Source organism: Lactococcus sp. S47, from assembly GCF_016517475.1.
Classification (GTDB): Bacteria; Bacillota; Bacilli; order Lactobacillales; family Streptococcaceae; genus Lactococcus; species Lactococcus lactis.
This window is the reverse complement of sequence record NZ_JACVUB010000006.1, coordinates 71,236-87,339: the sequence shown is the minus strand read 5'-3', so window position 1 is coordinate 87,339 and position 16,104 is coordinate 71,236. Positions and strand designations below refer to the sequence as shown.

Annotated in this window: 19 protein-coding genes; 16 read left to right on the top strand and 3 right to left on the bottom strand. The window is 36.5% G+C overall.

Going from position 1 to position 16,104, the window contains the following annotated elements:
- Nucleotides 1-35 precede the first annotated feature (35 nt).
- The 16 genes from fabD (at nucleotide 36) to IAE52_RS07510 (ending at nucleotide 13,560) form a co-directional block, all read left to right on the top strand.
- Entirely contained in the window at nucleotides 36-962 is a 927-nt protein-coding gene (fabD, locus tag IAE52_RS07585; RefSeq protein ID WP_003132502.1) for an ACP S-malonyltransferase, read from the top strand.
- Nucleotides 963-1,047: 85 nt separating this feature from the next.
- The gene (fabG, locus tag IAE52_RS07580; RefSeq protein ID WP_012897456.1) at nucleotides 1,048-1,779 is read left to right on the top strand and encodes a 3-oxoacyl-[acyl-carrier-protein] reductase; all 732 of its coding nucleotides are present in this window, start codon (nucleotides 1,048-1,050) and stop codon (nucleotides 1,777-1,779) included.
- Between the two features lie 40 nt (nucleotides 1,780-1,819).
- Entirely contained in the window at nucleotides 1,820-3,049 is a 1,230-nt protein-coding gene (fabF, locus tag IAE52_RS07575; RefSeq protein WP_011835565.1) for a beta-ketoacyl-ACP synthase II, read from the top strand.
- A gap of 6 nt (nucleotides 3,050-3,055) precedes the next feature.
- Nucleotides 3,056-3,523: an acetyl-CoA carboxylase biotin carboxyl carrier protein gene (accB, locus tag IAE52_RS07570; RefSeq protein WP_012897457.1), complete on the top strand. Its 468-nt coding sequence runs from the start codon at nucleotides 3,056-3,058 to the stop codon at nucleotides 3,521-3,523.
- 126 nt (nucleotides 3,524-3,649) lie between these two features.
- On the top strand, nucleotides 3,650-4,084 hold the full coding sequence (gene fabZ / locus IAE52_RS07565; RefSeq protein WP_003132511.1) for a 3-hydroxyacyl-ACP dehydratase FabZ: 435 nt from the start codon (nucleotides 3,650-3,652) through the stop codon (nucleotides 4,082-4,084).
- Nucleotides 4,085-4,477: 393 nt separating this feature from the next.
- Complete coding sequence (gene accC, locus IAE52_RS07560) at nucleotides 4,478-5,845, top strand: acetyl-CoA carboxylase biotin carboxylase subunit (RefSeq protein WP_200136745.1); 1,368 nt, start codon at nucleotides 4,478-4,480, stop codon at nucleotides 5,843-5,845.
- 85 nt (nucleotides 5,846-5,930) lie between these two features.
- Nucleotides 5,931-6,797, top strand: coding sequence for an acetyl-CoA carboxylase, carboxyltransferase subunit beta (gene accD, locus IAE52_RS07555; protein ID WP_003132516.1), 867 nt, complete (start codon nucleotides 5,931-5,933; stop codon nucleotides 6,795-6,797).
- A complete protein-coding gene (accA, locus tag IAE52_RS07550) occupies nucleotides 6,790-7,584 on the top strand; it encodes an acetyl-CoA carboxylase carboxyl transferase subunit alpha (protein WP_052062153.1) in 795 nt (264 codons plus the stop codon). The genes accD and accA overlap by 8 nt, the downstream gene beginning before the upstream one ends.
- Nucleotides 7,585-7,714: 130 nt before the next feature.
- Nucleotides 7,715-8,857 (top strand): cystathionine gamma-synthase, encoded by a 1,143-nt coding sequence (locus tag IAE52_RS07545; protein ID WP_010905558.1) that lies wholly within the window; start codon nucleotides 7,715-7,717, stop codon nucleotides 8,855-8,857.
- Nucleotides 8,858-9,071: 214 nt separating this feature from the next.
- Nucleotides 9,072-9,992, top strand: a complete 921-nt coding sequence (gene cysK, locus IAE52_RS07540; protein WP_033900350.1) for a cysteine synthase A — start codon at nucleotides 9,072-9,074, stop codon at nucleotides 9,990-9,992.
- A 228-nt stretch (nucleotides 9,993-10,220) separates the two neighbouring features.
- On the top strand, nucleotides 10,221-10,460 hold the full coding sequence (locus IAE52_RS07535) for a CsbD family protein (protein ID WP_003132523.1): 240 nt from the start codon (nucleotides 10,221-10,223) through the stop codon (nucleotides 10,458-10,460).
- A gap of 132 nt (nucleotides 10,461-10,592) precedes the next feature.
- Entirely contained in the window at nucleotides 10,593-10,895 is a 303-nt protein-coding gene (locus tag IAE52_RS07530; RefSeq protein ID WP_109990738.1) for a rhodanese-like domain-containing protein, read from the top strand.
- Between the two features lie 10 nt (nucleotides 10,896-10,905).
- A complete protein-coding gene (locus tag IAE52_RS07525; protein WP_012897463.1) occupies nucleotides 10,906-11,214 on the top strand; it encodes a rhodanese-like domain-containing protein in 309 nt (102 codons plus the stop codon).
- Nucleotides 11,211-12,854: an FAD-dependent oxidoreductase gene (locus IAE52_RS07520; RefSeq protein ID WP_109990739.1), complete on the top strand. Its 1,644-nt coding sequence runs from the start codon at nucleotides 11,211-11,213 to the stop codon at nucleotides 12,852-12,854. Before IAE52_RS07525 ends, IAE52_RS07520 begins: the two co-directional genes overlap by 4 nt.
- A 25-nt stretch (nucleotides 12,855-12,879) precedes the next feature.
- Nucleotides 12,880-13,134, top strand: a complete 255-nt coding sequence (locus IAE52_RS07515) for a metal-sensitive transcriptional regulator (protein ID WP_011835555.1) — start codon at nucleotides 12,880-12,882, stop codon at nucleotides 13,132-13,134.
- 75 nt (nucleotides 13,135-13,209) lie between these two features.
- The gene (locus tag IAE52_RS07510) at nucleotides 13,210-13,560 is read left to right on the top strand and encodes an arsenate reductase family protein (protein WP_003132532.1); all 351 of its coding nucleotides are present in this window, start codon (nucleotides 13,210-13,212) and stop codon (nucleotides 13,558-13,560) included.
- Between the two features lie 166 nt (nucleotides 13,561-13,726).
- Here the strand turns inward: IAE52_RS07510 and IAE52_RS07505 are convergent, their stop codons facing one another.
- The 3 genes from IAE52_RS07505 to IAE52_RS07495 form a co-directional block, all read right to left on the bottom strand.
- Nucleotides 13,727-14,470, bottom strand: coding sequence for a DeoR/GlpR family DNA-binding transcription regulator (locus tag IAE52_RS07505; protein WP_017864323.1), 744 nt, complete (start codon nucleotides 14,468-14,470; stop codon nucleotides 13,727-13,729).
- 94 nt (nucleotides 14,471-14,564) lie between these two features.
- Nucleotides 14,565-15,128: a GNAT family N-acetyltransferase gene (locus IAE52_RS07500; protein WP_109990740.1), complete on the bottom strand. Its 564-nt coding sequence runs from the start codon at nucleotides 15,126-15,128 to the stop codon at nucleotides 14,565-14,567.
- An 82-nt stretch (nucleotides 15,129-15,210) separates the two neighbouring features.
- Nucleotides 15,211-16,068 carry an exodeoxyribonuclease III gene (locus IAE52_RS07495; RefSeq protein ID WP_021722957.1) on the bottom strand — a complete coding sequence of 286 codons (858 nt, stop codon included), beginning with the start codon at nucleotides 16,066-16,068 and terminating at the stop codon, nucleotides 15,211-15,213.
- Nucleotides 16,069-16,104 lie beyond the last annotated feature (36 nt).

The window sequence follows — 16,104 nt, the reverse complement described above, 5'->3', positions numbered from 1 at the left end:
GAATCATTGATTCAAAAGGTTGATTACTATATATTATGACTAAAACAGCATTTTTATTCTCAGGTCAAGGGGCACAAAAGCTTGGAATGGCACGTGACTTATATGACCAATATGAAACAGTTAAAGCAACTTTTGATGAAGCAAGTCAAGCTTTAGGATATGATTTGCGAGCTTTGATTGATAATGATGAAGAAAAACTAAATGAAACAAAGTACACTCAACCTGCAATTTTAACAACCTCTGTTGCTATTTTGCGTTTGTTAAGTGAGAATGGGATTAAACCTGACCTTGTTGCTGGTCTTAGTCTTGGTGAATATTCTGCCTTGGTAGCATCAGGAATCATTGATTTTCAAGAAGCAGTTAAGCTTGTAGCTAAACGTGGTCAATATATGACAGAAGCTGCACCGACTGGTTCTGGTAAAATGGTCGCTGTAATGAACACAGACCCAGCCTTGATTGAAGAAATTTGCCAGAAAGCGGCCGAATTTAAAGGCGGTATTGTGAGTCCAGCAAATTATAACACGCCCGCACAAATTGTTATTGGTGGTGAAGTTGAGGCGGTTGATTATGCTGTTGAGTTGCTAAAAGAAGCCGGAGTTCGTAAACTTATTGAATTAAAAGTTTCAGGACCTTTCCATACAGCAATTTTAAAACCAGCATCTGAAAAATTGGCTTTGGAACTTGATAAAATTGATTTTAGACCTTTTGAATTACCATTAATCTCAAATACGAGTGCTAAAGTAATGGAAAATGATGAAGTCAAAGGACTTTTGACGCGTCAAGTCATGGAACCTGTTCGTTTTTATGAATCTGTTGAAACAATGCAAAAACTAGGTGCGACTCGCTTTATTGAAGTTGGTCCTGGGAGAGTACTTTCAGGTTTCATTAAAAAAATTGATAAAAATGCAGAAATTGCTAATGTTGAAAATTTAGCTTCATTTGAAGCTTTGATTAATCAGTAAAATTGAAGAAAGGAATTGAGTTTGTCCTTTTGAAATCTTAGTACTAAAGTGCTAAAACTTCTTAGGCGGGCTCATATCTTAAATAATGGAAATTAAAAATAAAAATGTCTTTGTGACTGGTTCAACACGTGGAATTGGTAAAGCAATTGCGCTTCAATTTGCTAAAGCGGGTTCTAATCTAATTATTAATGGTCGTTCAGCAATTTCAGAAGAATTATTAGCTGAATTTACAGCCTATGGTGTTAAAGCAATTGGTATTTCTGGTGATATTTCAAAATCAGAAGATGCAAAACGAATGGTTGCAGAAGCGATTGAAACTCTTGGTTCAGTAGATATTTTGGTAAACAATGCAGGGATTACTCGTGATGGTTTATCTTTGAAAATGTCAGAAGAAGATTTTGAGTCTGTTCTTAAAATCAACTTGACTGGGGCTTTCAATATGACACAGGCTGTATTGAAACCGATGACCAGAGCTCGTTCTGGAGCAATTATTAATATCTCATCAGTTGTTGGACTTATGGGAAATGCTGGGCAAGCAAATTATGCCGCTTCAAAAGCAGGACTTATTGGTTTGACAAAATCAATTGCTAGAGAAGTTGCGGCACGAAATGTTCGTGTCAATGCTGTGGCTCCAGGATTTATTGAATCAGATATGACTGAAGTTCTTTCTGATAAAGTTAAAGATGCAATGAAGGGGCAAATTCCAATGAAACGTTTTGGAATGCCTGAAGAAATTGCAACAGCAACTCAATTCTTGGCTGAACAAGAATATATGACTGGACAAGTACTTACCATTGATGGTGGAGTTTCAATGTAAATTATTCATTGATAAATTTTAAAATTAAGAGGATAAAAATATGACAAATAGAGTTGTTATCACTGGTTATGGTGTAGTTAGTGCAATTGGAAATAGCCCAGAAGAATTTTGGAACAATCTTAAAGCTGGTAAAACTGGAATTGGTCCAATCACTCACTTTGATGCTGAAGCAACAGGGATTTCTGTTGCAGCAGAAGTAAAAGAATTTCCATTTGATAAATATTTCCAGAAAAAAGATGCACGACGCATGGATACTTTCTCACTTTATGCGGTTTATGCAGCACTTGATGCCATGGAAATGTCTGGTATTACAGAAGAAAATACTAATTTTGACCGTTTGGGCTGTATCATGGCTTCTGGGATTGGTGGACTTGAACAATCACAAAAAAATTCACAAGCCATTGTCGCTAAAGGCCCTCGTAAAGGGGTAGCACCACTCTACGTTCCACTTGCTATTGCTAATATGGCAACTGGTAACGTTGCTTTACGTACAGGTGCTCGTGGAGTTTCGCGTGCTGAAGTAACGGCTTGTGCGGCTGGTGCTAATTCAATTGGTTCAGCTTTCCGTGAAATCAAACATGGTTACGCTGATGCAATGATTGCTGGTGGTGCTGAAGCGGCTATTTGTGAACTTGGAATTGCAGGTTTTGCTAATTTGACTGCTTTGACTAAAGAAACTGACCCTGAAAAAGCATGTATTCCATTCGATAAAAATCGTTCAGGATTTGTAATGGGCGAAGGTTCTGGTGTATTGATTTTGGAAAGCCTTGAACATGCACAAGCTCGTGGCGCTAATATCTTGGCTGAGATTGTTGGATACGGAAATACAAATGATGCTTTCCATATGACAACTCCTTCAGGAGTGGGTGCTGAAAATGCGATTAAATTGGCTTTGGAAGAAGCTGGTGCAAGTCCAGCTGATGTTGATTACGTTAATGCACACGGAACTTCAACACATGCCAATGAAGAAACTGAAAGCAAAGCAATTCACAATGTAATTGGCGATAAAGCTTATGTTTCATCTACAAAAGCATTGCACGGTCATGCACTTGGTGCAACAGGTGCAATTGAAGCAGTGGCAACTGTTCAAGCACTTTTGAATCAATATGCACCAGTAAATGCTGGAACAACTGAACTTGATGAAGGAATGACAATTAATGTTGTTCTTGGTGAAGGTAAACCTGCTGATATTAATCTTGCATTGTCGCAAGACTTTGGTTTCGGTGGACACAATGCTGTATTGGCATTCAAGAAATGGACTGGAGAGTAAATAAAAATGAACATTTCAGAAGTAAAAGATTTGATGAACCAATTCAATGGTTCTACTTTACGTGAATTTTCTTGGAAAAATGCTGATGGTGAATTATCATTTTCTAAAAATGAAGGTCAAGCCCTTGTTGGAGCTCAAAGTGCTGCACCTACTGCACCTGCATTTACAGCTCAACAAGCAACGCCAGTTGCAGAAAGTACAGAAGTGCCCGTAGCAAGTGAAGCGGCTGTTGAAGCTGAGGGTGAAGCAGTTACTTCTCCATTAGTGGGTGTAGCCTATCTTAAACCTTCACCAGATAAGGCTGAATTTGCCAAAGTTGGTGATTCAGTTAAAAAAGGTCAAACTTTGCTTATTATTGAAGCAATGAAAGTAATGAATGAAATTCCTGCACCAAAAGATGGAGTTATCACGGAAATTATGGTTTCTGGAGAAGATGTCGTTGAATTTGGTCAAGATTTGATGAGAATCAAATAAAAAAATTACTGACAAAGCTCTGTCAGTTTATCTTTGATGTAAAAGTTACTGACAGCTCTGGTTTAGGTGCCAGAGAATTTACTGACAAGTTCTGTCAGTGAATCTCTAAAAGAAAAGTGAGAATAAATGACTGAAGTAAACATTAATGTAACTGAAATTATGGAGGCTTTGCCTCATCGTTATCCATTTCTATTAGTCGATCGTGTGATTGATATTGCTGAGGATGAAATTACAGCAATTAAAAATGTGACGATTAATGAAGAATTTTTCCAAGGACATTTTCCACAATATCCAGTAATGCCAGGGGTTTTGATTATGGAAGCTCTCGCACAAGCGGCTGGTGTTTTAGAATTATCTAAACCTGAAAACAAAGGAAAACTTGTTTTTTATGCGGGAATGGACAATGTTAAGTACAAAAAACAAGTCACTCCCGGAGATCAATTGGTCTTACATGCTAAATTTATCAAACGTCGTGGTCCAATTGCGGTTGTTGAAGCAGAAGCAACTGTTGATGGAAAATTGGCGGCTAAAGGAACTTTGACTTTTGCCTTAGGGCGTTAGTGCTTTAGTACTTGCCTTTTTATCACTTGCTTTAGCAAGTAGAGAAAACGGACAGCGAAACGAAGTGGAGATAGGCTTATAACCATTACGACTAATCGCTTTAGCGATGTAGCGAGTATGGATTAAAGACGGTCAAGGTGACCTGATATCGAAGATGTCAGGTTGTGTCCTGCCTTAGGTAAATAGCTCATCTTCATTTAAAAATAATCATATTTTTTATGATTAAGAAACAAAAATTTATTTTAACCATAAGATTTTTTACTTATGGTAAATTCGGACTTATTTTTATTTATCAAAAAATTGTTTTGTTGGGAATGACTTTCTTTTTTATCATTCCTTTCAAAACACCCATTGAGCAAAAGCTCGGGGTATTTTCCCATATGGAGAACATCTATGTTTAATAAAATTTTGATTGCCAATCGTGGCGAAATTGCTGTAAGAATTATTCGTGCAGCTCGTGAATTAGGAGTGGGTACAGTTGCCATTTATTCAACTGCAGACCGCGATGCTTTACATGTTCATTTAGCTGACGAAGCAATTTGTGTGGGCCCAGCTAGAAGTACTGAGTCTTATCTTAATATGAATAATATTCTGTCAGCTGCTGTGGCAACTGGCGCACAGGCGATTCACCCAGGTTTTGGATTCCTTTCTGAGAATTCAAAATTTGCTCGTCTTTGTGAAGAAATGAATATTAAATTTATCGGTCCGTCAGCAAAAGTTATGGATATGATGGGTGATAAAATCAATGCTCGTGCAGAAATGATTAAAGCTGGTGTTCCTGTAACACCGGGTTCTGAGGGCGAAGTTCATACCACTGATGAAGCAGTAAAAATTGCTGAAGAAATTGGCTATCCAATCATGCTTAAAGCATCAGCTGGTGGTGGTGGTAAAGGAATTCGTAAGGTTAATAATGTTGAGGAACTTGTTCCAGCATTTGAGGCAGCACAAGCGGAAGCACAAGCTGCTTTCGGTAATGGAGCCATGTTCATCGAACGAATGATTTTCCCAGCGCGTCATATTGAGGTTCAAATCTTAGGAGATAGTCAAGGAAATGTGATTCATCTTGGTGAACGTGATTGTTCATTGCAAAGAAATAATCAAAAAGTTCTTGAAGAATCTCCGTCAGTCGCAATTGGACACACTTTACGTCAGGAAATAACAGCTGCGGCTGTTAAAGCAGCTCAGCATGTTTCTTATGAAAATGCGGGAACCATTGAGTTCTTACTTGATGAATCTTCTGGTAAGTTTTATTTCATGGAAATGAACACACGTGTTCAAGTTGAACATCCGGTCACAGAGTTTGTATCAGGTGTTGATATTGTAAAAGAACAGATTCGTGTAGCCAATGGCAATGAATTGTCTGTCAAGCAAGAAGATGTGACTTTTAGTGGACATGCGATTGAATGTCGAATTAATGCTGAAAATCCTAAATTTAATTTTGCACCAAGTCCAGGAAAAATTACTAATCTTTTCTTGCCAAGTGGTGGAGTTGGTTTGCGGGTTGATAGCGCTATGTACAGTGGTTACACCATTCCGCCATATTATGATAGTATGATTGCTAAAGTCATTGTTCATGGTGAAAATCGTTTTGAAGCACTGATGAAAATGCAACGCGCCCTTCTTGAATTTGACGTTGAAGGGGTCATTACAAATGTTGATTTCCAACTAGAATTAATTTCTGACCCACATGTTGTGGCAGGAGATTATGATACAAGCTTCTTAGGAAATGTTTTCTTACCAGAATATCAAAAAGAAGATTAATCAATAGATTAGTGACAGAATTGTCAGATGGCTTACAATTCATCTGTCAGTAAAATTTATAAAAAAATGAGAAAAGGATGCAAAGATGGCTCTTTTCCAAAAGAAAAAATACATTAAAATTAATCCAAATCGTTCCATTATTGAAAAGCAAGCCGAGCAGCCAGAAGTTCCTGATGAACTTTTTGCCAAATGTCCTGCTTGTAAACATACGATTTATCAAAAAGATTTAGGAAAAAATAAAGTTTGTCCTAATTGTGATTACAATTTCCGAATTACAGCCAAAGAACGGTTAGCAATTGTTGCTGACAAAGATTCTTTTGTTGAAATGTTCACTGGAATTGAAAGCAAAAATCCCTTGGATTTTCCAGGTTATCCTGAAAAATTGGCGGCAACAAAAGCACGGACTGGTCTTGATGAGGCAGTTATGACTGGGACGGCCACAATTAAAGGGCAAAAAACGGCTTTGGCAATTATGGATTCGACTTTTATCATGGCTTCAATGGGAACTGTTGTTGGTGAAAAACTGACACGCTTATTTGAATATGCAACTACCGAAAAATTGCCGATTATTGTTTTTACGGCATCAGGTGGTGCAAGAATGCAAGAAGGAATTATGTCATTGATGCAAATGGCCAAAACTTCGGCTGCTGTGAAACGACATTCAAATGCAGGACTTTTTTATATTACAGTTTTAACTGACCCAACAACTGGAGGAGTGACAGCTTCATTCGCCAGTCTGGGAGATATTATTTTAGCTGAACCCCAATCTTTAATTGGTTTTGCTGGACGTCGTGTCATCGAACAAACCGTCCGTCAAACTTTACCTGATGATTTCCAAAAAGCTGAATTTCTTTTGAATCATGGTTTTGTTGATGCAATTGTTAAGCGGACTGAATTACGTCAAAAATTGGCACTTCTTTTAGAACTTCATACGGAGGTGGAAAATGTCTGAAACAATTGATTCACTGACAGGTGAAGTTTCACAAAAAAATATTGCTGACATTATTAATGAAGCACGAGCGGCTGACAGAATTTCGGCAAGAGATATTATTGACAAAGTTTTCACTGATTTCTTTGAATTACACGGCGACCGTCAGTTAACAGATGATGAAGCGATTGTCGGCGGAATTGCTCGCTTCAATAATCAAGCTGTGACCGTTATTGGAATTCAAAAAGGACGTAACCTTGCTGAAAATTTAGCTACTAATTTTGGACAACCAAGTCCGAATGGCTATCGTAAAGCGTTAAGACTGATGAAGCAAGCTGAAAAATTTGGTCGTCCAGTCATTACGTTTATCAATACAGCTGGTGCTTATCCAGGAATTGAAGCAGAAGAACGTGGACAAGGTGAAGCAATTGCTAGAAACCTTTTGGAAATGTCTGACCTTAAAGTTCCAATTATTGCTTTCATCACAGGTGAAGGTGGTTCAGGAGGAGCATTAGCTCTTGCACTTGCCAATAAAGTATATATTTTAGAAAATGCTGTTTATTCAGTACTTTCTCCAGAAGGTTTTGCGACGATTCTCTGGAAAGATGGTTCACGTCGTGATGAAGCGGCTGAATTGATGAAAATTACAGCGCCACATCTTTTAGAAATGGGTCTTGTTGATGCTATTATTTCTGAGGAAAATCTGATTGATAACCTCAAGAGACAACTGACAGAATCACTTGGTGAATTGTCATTACTGACAGAAATAGAATTGGCAGAACAACGCTACGAAAGATTTAGAAAATATTAAAAAACGAAGGATGTCCTTCGTTTTTTTATATACATAAAAAAAGTTAATTCTGCTATAAAAAAATCTTATAGCACTGGGCACACTTTCGTGATATCTTTATATTAGATTGAAAATAGAAAGAAAAGGGCCAATGACAAGTATAAAAACGAAAGTAATTCATGGTGGTATTTCAACAGACAAGACAACAGGAGCAGTATCTGTTCCGATTTATCAAACGTCAACTTATAAACAAAACGGACTTGGACAACCTAAAGAATACGAATATTCACGTTCTGGAAATCCAACGCGTCATGCCTTGGAAGAATTAATTGCAGATTTAGAAGGTGGTGTTCAAGGATTTGCATTTAGTTCAGGACTTGCTGGAATTCATGCGGTTCTTTCGCTATTTTCTGCAGGAGATCATATCATTTTAGCTGATGATGTTTATGGTGGAACTTTCCGTTTGATGGATAAAGTGCTGACAAAGACAGGGATTATTTATGATTTAGTTGATTTGAGTAATCTTGATGACTTGAAAGCGGCTTTTAAAGAAGAAACGAAAGCTATTTATTTTGAAACTCCTTCAAATCCTTTATTAAAAGTTTTGGACATTAAGGAAATTTCAGCAATTGCTAAAGCTCATGATGCCTTAACACTGGTGGATAATACCTTTGCGACACCGTATTTACAACAACCAATTGCTTTAGGAGCTGATATTGTTTTGCATTCCGCAACGAAATATTTAGGTGGACATTCAGATGTAGTGGCAGGACTAGTTACAACCAATTCAAAAGAACTCGCCAGCGAAATTGGCTTTTTACAAAATTCAATTGGGGCGGTTCTTGGACCACAAGACAGCTGGTTAGTGCAAAGAGGTATTAAAACACTTGCGCTTCGGATGGAGGCTCATTCGGCAAATGCTCAAAAAATTGCTGAGTTTTTAGAAACTTCTAAAGCCGTCTCAAAAGTTTATTATCCAGGTCTTAATAGCCATCCGGGGCATGAAATTGCTAAAAAACAAATGTCTGCCTTTGGAGGGATGATTTCATTTGAATTAACGGATGAAAATGCCGTCAAAGATTTTGTTGAAAACTTGAGCTATTTTACGTTGGCTGAATCACTAGGTGGCGTTGAATCTTTAATTGAAGTGCCAGCAGTGATGACTCATGCTTCTATTCCAAAAGAACTTCGTGAAGAAATTGGGATTAAGGATGGCCTAATTCGTCTATCAGTAGGGGTTGAAGCAATTGAAGATTTACTGACAGATATCAAAGAAGCACTTGAAAAAAAATAATTTTACTGACAGACTTGTAAGCAAAGCTTACGACTCCTTTCTCCCTCACTTTAACAGCTCACATTGGTCCTGTTGAACTGACAGAAAAATTAGACAGTAGAAATTGAAAGTAATTTACTGACAAAAGTGCATACAATTCATCTATCTCCCGCCTCAAGCGCTCATTTGGTTGACTTGAACTGACACAAAGCTGTCAGTAATTTAGGAATTAATTATGGTAAAAATTGTTGAAAATATTACTGAATTAGTTGGAAATAGTCCAATTATCAAACTAAAAAATGGTCCAGAAAATGGAGCAGAAATTTATCTAAAACTTGAATATTTTAATCCTGGAGGTTCAGTTAAAGACCGGATTGCTTTACAAATGATTCGGCAAGCCGAAGCAGATGGTCGCTTAAAAAAGGGAGGAACGATTGTTGAACCTACCTCTGGGAACACAGGAATTGGACTTGCCATGGCTGGTGCAGCTTTAGGCTATAATGTGGTTATTATCATGCCTGATAGTTACTCAAAAGAGCGTCGTCAGCTTATTCAAGCTTATGGAGCAGAATTGATTTTGACTCCAGCAGCTGATGGCATCAAAGCTGCCATTGATTTAGGTCAAAAATTAGTTGAAGAAAATGGTTGGTTTATGCCAATGCAATTTGAAAATCCAGCTAATTTAAAAGCCCATGAATTAACGACTGGTCCAGAAATAATTGAAGCATTTGGTGAAAATGGACTGGACGCATTTGTTGCTTGTGCAGGCACTGGGGGTACAATTTCTGGCGTTTCTCACTATCTTAAAAGTCAAAATTCTAAAATCAAAACTTTTGTTGTCGAACCGGCAGAATCACCAATTTTAACAGGAGGTGAGAGTGGTCCACACCGCATTCAAGGAATTGGTATTCCATTTATGTCACCAAATTTAGATACAGAAGCTTATGATGGAGTAATTGATGTAACAAGTGATGAGGCTTTAGAAACCGCACGAAAAATTGGCAAAAGCGAAGGATTTTTAGTAGGTATATCTTCTGGCGCAGCAATTTGGGCAGCTTATGAATTGGCAAAAAAACTTGGCAAAGGTCAAAAAGTTCTCGCACTTTGTGCTGACAATGGTGAGCGCTATCTTTCAACAGAACTCTATGATTATTAAAACTTGGAATTTTCCAAGTTTTTTTTGTCTTATGAGCAGTTTTCTGTACTTTTTGAGCTACGGATGTTAGAATGAGAATAGATTAAGAAGATTAAAGGAGGGGAAATCGTAAATTATTGGTTGTCAGTCAATGATTGACAAATTTAACTGATTTAGTTTTTCTAACAAATTATTATGAAACTTTCATGATAATAAAAGAAAAAATCGCAATTACTAGGAGGATTTAAAATGGCTTTAAATGACAAACTTGATGCAACAAAAGATAAAGTAAGTGGAAAAGTTAAAGAAACCACAGGTAAAGTAACTGGTGATGAAAAACTAGAAGCTAAAGGTAAAACAGAAGGACTTATGGGAAAAGCTAAAGAAGGCTTGGAAAATATCAAAGACAAAGCTTCTGACCTAGCTGAAGATGTTGCAGAAAAATTTAATGATACGGTTGACTCTGTCAAACATAAAAACGAGAAATAATTGAATTTCTCAAAATTAAGCAAAACCTAAGTTATTTAAAACTTAGGTTTTTTCATTTGGAAATAATAAACTTGACTTATATACCCTCGGGGGTATATAATTATTATAAATCAAATAATCAAGAGGTGAAAAATGCAAACAATTGACATAAGTGAATTAGAATTACTGACAGAAAGTGAAAATCCAGTAATTGTAGATGTAAGAGAAGATTTTGAGTATAACAGTGGTCATGTTCCTAATGCCAAAAATATTCCATTGAGTCAACTAGAAGAAAGATATGCAGAAATTACTGACGGAACTTATCTTATCTGTCAGTCAGGTGCTCGTTCAGCTAGGGCCTGTAAGTATCTTTCGACAAAAGGAATTGATACTATAAATATTTCAGGCGGTACCATTGCTTGGAATGGCCCCTTAGAATTTACTGACAGACTTTAGAGAGAGAACGATGTTTGAATTTTTTAAGAAAATAAAAAGTATCAGTCCAGCAGAAGTAAGTACTGAATTAAAAAAAGGAACACAATTAATTGATGTAAGAGAAGCTCATGAATTTCAAAATGGACATATAAAAGGCGCTCGAAATATCCCTTTAAGTAAATTGGGAGAACATGTTCTAGCCAAAAATAAAAAGTATTTATTGATTTGTCAGTCGGGAATGCGGTCAAAAAAAGCCTACAAAATATTAAACAAAGCTAATTATGATGTGACAAACGTAAATGGAGGAATGCGAGCTTGGAGAGGGAAAATTAAAAAATGACAGAAAAAATATTAATTGTTGGCGGAGTTGCGGGTGGAATGTCGGCTGCAACCCGTTTGCGACGTCTTAACGAAAATGCAGAAATCATCGTTTTTGAAAGAGGCCCTTACGTTTCGTTTGCCAATTGTGGCTTACCTTACTATGTGGGGGGAGAAATTGCAGAGCGAGAAAAGTTAATTGTTCAATCTGCTAAAGCTCTAAAAAACCGTTTTAACCTAGAGGTGCGCGAAAATTCTGAAGTTATTGCGATTGATAGTGAAGGAAAGAAAGTGACTGTAGTTTCAAACGGCGAAAGCTATGTTGAAAGCTATGATAAATTGATTCTTTCACCAGGGGCTAAACCCTTAATTCCACAAATCAAAGGTTTGAACCAAGCGACAAATGTTTTTAGCTTACGAAATATTCCTGATGTGGATAAAATAATGACCTATTTGAAAGCCAAAGCTCCTAAAAGTGCAACAATTATTGGTGCTGGTTTTATCGGCTTAGAAATGGCTGAAAATCTTGCTAAACGAGGGTTAAGTGTCACAATCGTCGAAAAAGCACCACATGTTTTACCAACCATTGATCGCGAAATGGCAGCTTTTGTCAATGAAGAATTAATTAAAAATAATCTTTCAGTAATGACAAATAGAGGAGCTGTCGAATTTAAAAATGATGAAATTTTGCTAGATAATGGTGAAAGTCTGCAATCGGATTTAACGATTCTTTCTGTGGGAATTCAGCCAGAAACGAGTCTAGCTAAAAGTGCGGGCATTAAATTAGGACTAAGAAATGCAATTCTTGTTGACGAACATTATGAAACATCGGTTAAGGATATTTACGCAGTAGGCGATGCCATTGTTGTCAAAAATCAATTAGGGCAGGATGCTTTAATTTCATTGGCTTCTCCAGCTAATCGTCAAGGGCGTCAGGTAGCTGATATCATTAGTGGATTACCAGTTAAAAATCGCGGTTCACTTGGAACGGCCATTGTCCGTGTTTTTGATTTGCAAGTGGCAAGTACAGGCCTTTCTGAGTTTCAGCTTAGAGGTTTAAAGATTAATCATAAAATTGTTCATGTCACAGCAAATAATCATGCGGGATATTATCCAGATGCAACTTCTATTGTTTTGAAATTAATTTTTGAACCAGAAAGTGGACAAATATTTGGTGCGCAAGCAATTGGTAAAGAAGGAGTAGATAAAAGAATTGATATTTTATCTACGGCTATCAAAGCAAAACTAACCGTTTTTGATTTACCAGAATTGGAATTGACCTATGCCCCTCCTTTTGGTTCAGCCAAAGACCCAGTAAATATGGCTGGCTATGCCGCAATAAACCTTCTCTTGGGGCAATCAGAAAATATTCAGTGGCATGAACTTGCGGCTGAATTAGCAAAAGGGAAAGTCTTACTTGATGTGAGAAATCCAAATGAGTTGGCAAAAGGGAAATTTAAAAATTCTCAAAATATTCCGCTTGATGACTTACGTGAGCGGCTAAATGAACTCGATAAAAAGACTGAATATATTGTTAGCTGCCAGTCAGGACTTCGCTCTTACAATGCAGAACGTATTCTAAAACAAGAGGGCTACAAAGTGAAAAATTTGGATGGTGCCTTTGGATTATACAGCAAAGTTACCAAGGAATTACTTGATTAGGGAGCGAAACAAAAAAGGATGACTGATGAAAAAATATGACAAAAAAATGGAAAATCGCTTGAAACGAGCGACAGGACAACTCACAGGAATACTTAAGATGATGGAATCTGGAGAGGAATGTATTGATGTTGTGACTCAATTAACAGCTGTTCGCTCTAGCTTAGATAGCCTGATTGGTCTAATCGTAGCTGAGAATCTCAAAGAACTTTTACTGGACAAAGAAGTGACTGACAAGGAAGAAAAACTCGAACAAGCTATAAAATTAATCATTAAAAAATAGATTTTTCATAGAAAATTGGACAAAAAAATCCTTTTTTAATATGCTATAATAAAATTAAAGCATAAGGAGGATAAGATGTACGATTTTTATTGGTATCCAAAGTGTTCAACTTGTAGAAAAGCTAAAGCAAAGTTAGATGAACTTGGAATAGATTATCAAGCGATTGATTTGAAGGAAACCCCACCGAGTCAAAAAAACTTTGAGAAATGGTTTAAAGAAGCAGATTTTCCCATCAAAAAGTTTTTCAATACAAGTGGTTTAGTTTATCGTGACTTAAATCTTAAAGATAAGTTAGCAACATTATCTGAAAAAGAAATGGCAGAACTTCTTTCGTCAAATGGAATGCTTATCAAACGTCCATTACTAGTGAAAAATGGTCAAGTTCAACAGATTGGTTTTAAAGAATCATCTTATGAAAAAATATAAAAAAATGAGTTGGTTAGACTCATTTTTTTATGTAATAATATTTAAATCTTAGGAGATTCCAAAAAAAGCAAAACTTTCAAACGAAAGTATAATTCTTTCTTATGAAGAAAATATATCATATTTTAGAAAATCTGTCAATAAAAAAATGGACATTGTCCATTTTTAATTAGATAGTAGTAACCTTTATTTTTTTCAAATCGAGAATTTTTTGACTTTCTGCATTGATTGACTTGTCAGTAAAAACTTGGGAAATTTCAGGGAATGAAAAACAGGTGACAGTTCCATTTTGGTTGAATTTAGAAGCATCAGTTAAAATAATCACTTCCTTAGCCGCAGCAGCCATGACATGAATGGCTTCACTACGAGCGAGATCATTACTTCTAAAACCGCGGACGGGGTCAAAACCATCAATACCGATAAATAATTTATCAACGTAAAATTCATCAACCACCTTTTTTATCAGAGGTCCAACGTTGACCTGTGAATTATTTTGATATTCTCCTCCTAATAAAATTACCTTTACCGAGTCGGATTTACGAATATAATTGGCAATAAAAACAGAGTTAGTGATGATAGTGACATTTTTTCGATTAAAGGCTAACTCTTCAGCAAGCAAAGCGCAAGTAGAACCAGATTCAATCATTACTGTATCCCCATCAAGAATATTTTCAGCAGCTTTGACAGCAATTTTTCGCTTTAAATCATAGTTTTTAGCTAAACGAAAATTGATATCATCTGTATTATTAATCAAAGCAAAACCGTGCTGGCGATTAATAATTCCTTTCTCTTCAAGTTTATCAAGGTCTTTTCTAATCGTTACGTTTGAAACATTAAGGAGTTGTGAAAGTTGATTGACTTCAATTTTTTTATAATCACTCACAATGCGAATGATTTCGTCAGAACGGGACATTTAGTAGCCTTTCGTCATCTTTTTTTATATTTTAAGACTACCACAAAAATCTAAAAAAATAAACCTTTTTATTAGAAAAACTTTCGTTCGTAAGTCAATGAAGTAAGTCATACTCATCTCTAGTAATTGCCCAATAGTCTGTAAGAAGAGGATTTTCAAACTTAGGAAAGTAAGAATAAACCTTTCCTAAGTGTTTCATTCCTAACTTCTCCATGACCCGTCCAGACTTTGCATTTTCTGTAAAATGTTTAGCTTGAATAACTTTAACTTCTAATTTATCGAAAGAAAGCGCTAAAAGACATTCAGCAGCTTCTGGCATAATCCCTTTTCCCCAATGGTCTTGATTTAAAATCCAACCCAGTTCGACTGTTTTTTTATTGATAGGATTAAGAAAAATTTCACCAATGAGCTGACCTGAAGTTTTTTCAACAATCCCCCAATGATAGAGGCTGTTCGGCAGAAAAAACTTGGCAATTGTGGCTCTAGTTGTTTCTAGAGAATCATGTGGTTCAAAGCTAGTAAAACGAGCAACTTCAGGATTAGAAGCATAGTTAAACATTTCTGGGGCATCCTCAAGTTGTAATTTTCTAAGAATCAAGCGTTCAGTTTGTAAGGTCTGATGCTCTGCTAAAACTAAATTTATATTAACCATAAACATGTTCTCCTCAACTATTTTTACTCAATTATAGTCTCTATTTGTTTTATTGACAATAAAAAAGAACCTTTAAGGTTCTTTTATTTTAGAGTTCAAATTCTAAGAGAATGGGGACGTGGTCTAAACGTTCACCAGAATCAAGGGGCTCAGAAACTTTAACTGCTTGGGCAAGACGATTGGAAACCAGCCAGTAGTCAATTCTCCAACCTGAATTATTTAGTTTTGAAGTTTTTGCACGTTGGGCAAACCAAGTATAAATACTGCGTCCTTCTTCATAAAATTTCTCAACCTGACCATGGAGTTGACGAAAGGTATCAGTGAATCCAGCCTCTAAAAGTTGACCAAATTTTTCACGTTCTTGGTCAGTAAATCCAGCTGAGTTGTGATTACCACGGGGATTGGCTAAGTCGATTTCTGTATAGGCCGCATTGAAATCTCCACAAGCAAAGACAGGTTTTTGAGCATCAAGGCTTGTGAGATAGTTACGATAGTTATCATCCCAAATTCCACGTAAATCAAGTCGTGTCAGGCCTTCTTGCGCATTTGGTGTATAAACCGTAGTGACAAAGAAATCAGGAAATTCAAGGGTGATGATTCGACCTTCGGCATCCATAGGTTCAGGAGCATCAATTTCAGGAAAAGTGATGACTGGTTCTGGTAGAGTTTCTTTATAAAGAATCATTGTTCCAGAATATCCTTTTCGAGCAGGTTCTACTGATGAACGCCAGACGATTTTATAACCTTTAAACAGTTCTTCCAAAACTTCCAAATGAGCTTTTTTAGGGCCAGTAGAAGGAAGTTTGGTTTCTTGAATGGCTAAAACGTCTGGTTGTGCTTGAGCGAGATTTTTAACAACAGCAAGAGAAAGGGCAGCACGTTCTGAGGTTCCAGTCAATGCAGCATTGAGTGAGTCAATATTCCATGAGATAAATTTATAGTTCATAATCGTTCCTTTATTTTTTAAAAGAATTTCCAAAGA

What these genes read in the sequence shown, in the direction of transcription:
- fabD (WP_003132502.1), top strand. Translation starts at nt 36, where the DNA reads ATGACTAAAACAGCATTTTTATTCTCAGGTCAAGGGGCACAAAAGCTT.
- fabG (WP_012897456.1), top strand. Translation starts at nt 1,048, where the DNA reads ATGGAAATTAAAAATAAAAATGTCTTTGTGACTGGTTCAACACGTGGA.
- fabF (WP_011835565.1), top strand. Translation starts at nt 1,820, where the DNA reads ATGACAAATAGAGTTGTTATCACTGGTTATGGTGTAGTTAGTGCAATT.
- accB (WP_012897457.1), top strand. Translation starts at nt 3,056, where the DNA reads ATGAACATTTCAGAAGTAAAAGATTTGATGAACCAATTCAATGGTTCT.
- fabZ (WP_003132511.1), top strand. Translation starts at nt 3,650, where the DNA reads ATGACTGAAGTAAACATTAATGTAACTGAAATTATGGAGGCTTTGCCT.
- accC (WP_200136745.1), top strand. Translation starts at nt 4,478, where the DNA reads ATGTTTAATAAAATTTTGATTGCCAATCGTGGCGAAATTGCTGTAAGA.
- accD (WP_003132516.1), top strand. Translation starts at nt 5,931, where the DNA reads ATGGCTCTTTTCCAAAAGAAAAAATACATTAAAATTAATCCAAATCGT.
- accA (WP_052062153.1), top strand. Translation starts at nt 6,790, where the DNA reads ATGTCTGAAACAATTGATTCACTGACAGGTGAAGTTTCACAAAAAAAT.
- IAE52_RS07545 (WP_010905558.1), top strand. Translation starts at nt 7,715, where the DNA reads ATGACAAGTATAAAAACGAAAGTAATTCATGGTGGTATTTCAACAGAC.
- cysK (WP_033900350.1), top strand. Translation starts at nt 9,072, where the DNA reads ATGGTAAAAATTGTTGAAAATATTACTGAATTAGTTGGAAATAGTCCA.
- IAE52_RS07535 (WP_003132523.1), top strand. Translation starts at nt 10,221, where the DNA reads ATGGCTTTAAATGACAAACTTGATGCAACAAAAGATAAAGTAAGTGGA.
- IAE52_RS07530 (WP_109990738.1), top strand. Translation starts at nt 10,593, where the DNA reads ATGCAAACAATTGACATAAGTGAATTAGAATTACTGACAGAAAGTGAA.
- IAE52_RS07525 (WP_012897463.1), top strand. Translation starts at nt 10,906, where the DNA reads ATGTTTGAATTTTTTAAGAAAATAAAAAGTATCAGTCCAGCAGAAGTA.
- IAE52_RS07520 (WP_109990739.1), top strand. Translation starts at nt 11,211, where the DNA reads ATGACAGAAAAAATATTAATTGTTGGCGGAGTTGCGGGTGGAATGTCG.
- IAE52_RS07515 (WP_011835555.1), top strand. Translation starts at nt 12,880, where the DNA reads ATGAAAAAATATGACAAAAAAATGGAAAATCGCTTGAAACGAGCGACA.
- IAE52_RS07510 (WP_003132532.1), top strand. Translation starts at nt 13,210, where the DNA reads ATGTACGATTTTTATTGGTATCCAAAGTGTTCAACTTGTAGAAAAGCT.
- IAE52_RS07505 (WP_017864323.1), bottom strand. Translation starts at nt 14,470, where the DNA reads ATGTCCCGTTCTGACGAAATCATTCGCATTGTGAGTGATTATAAAAAA.
- IAE52_RS07500 (WP_109990740.1), bottom strand. Translation starts at nt 15,128, where the DNA reads ATGTTTATGGTTAATATAAATTTAGTTTTAGCAGAGCATCAGACCTTA.
- IAE52_RS07495 (WP_021722957.1), bottom strand. Translation starts at nt 16,068, where the DNA reads ATGAACTATAAATTTATCTCATGGAATATTGACTCACTCAATGCTGCA.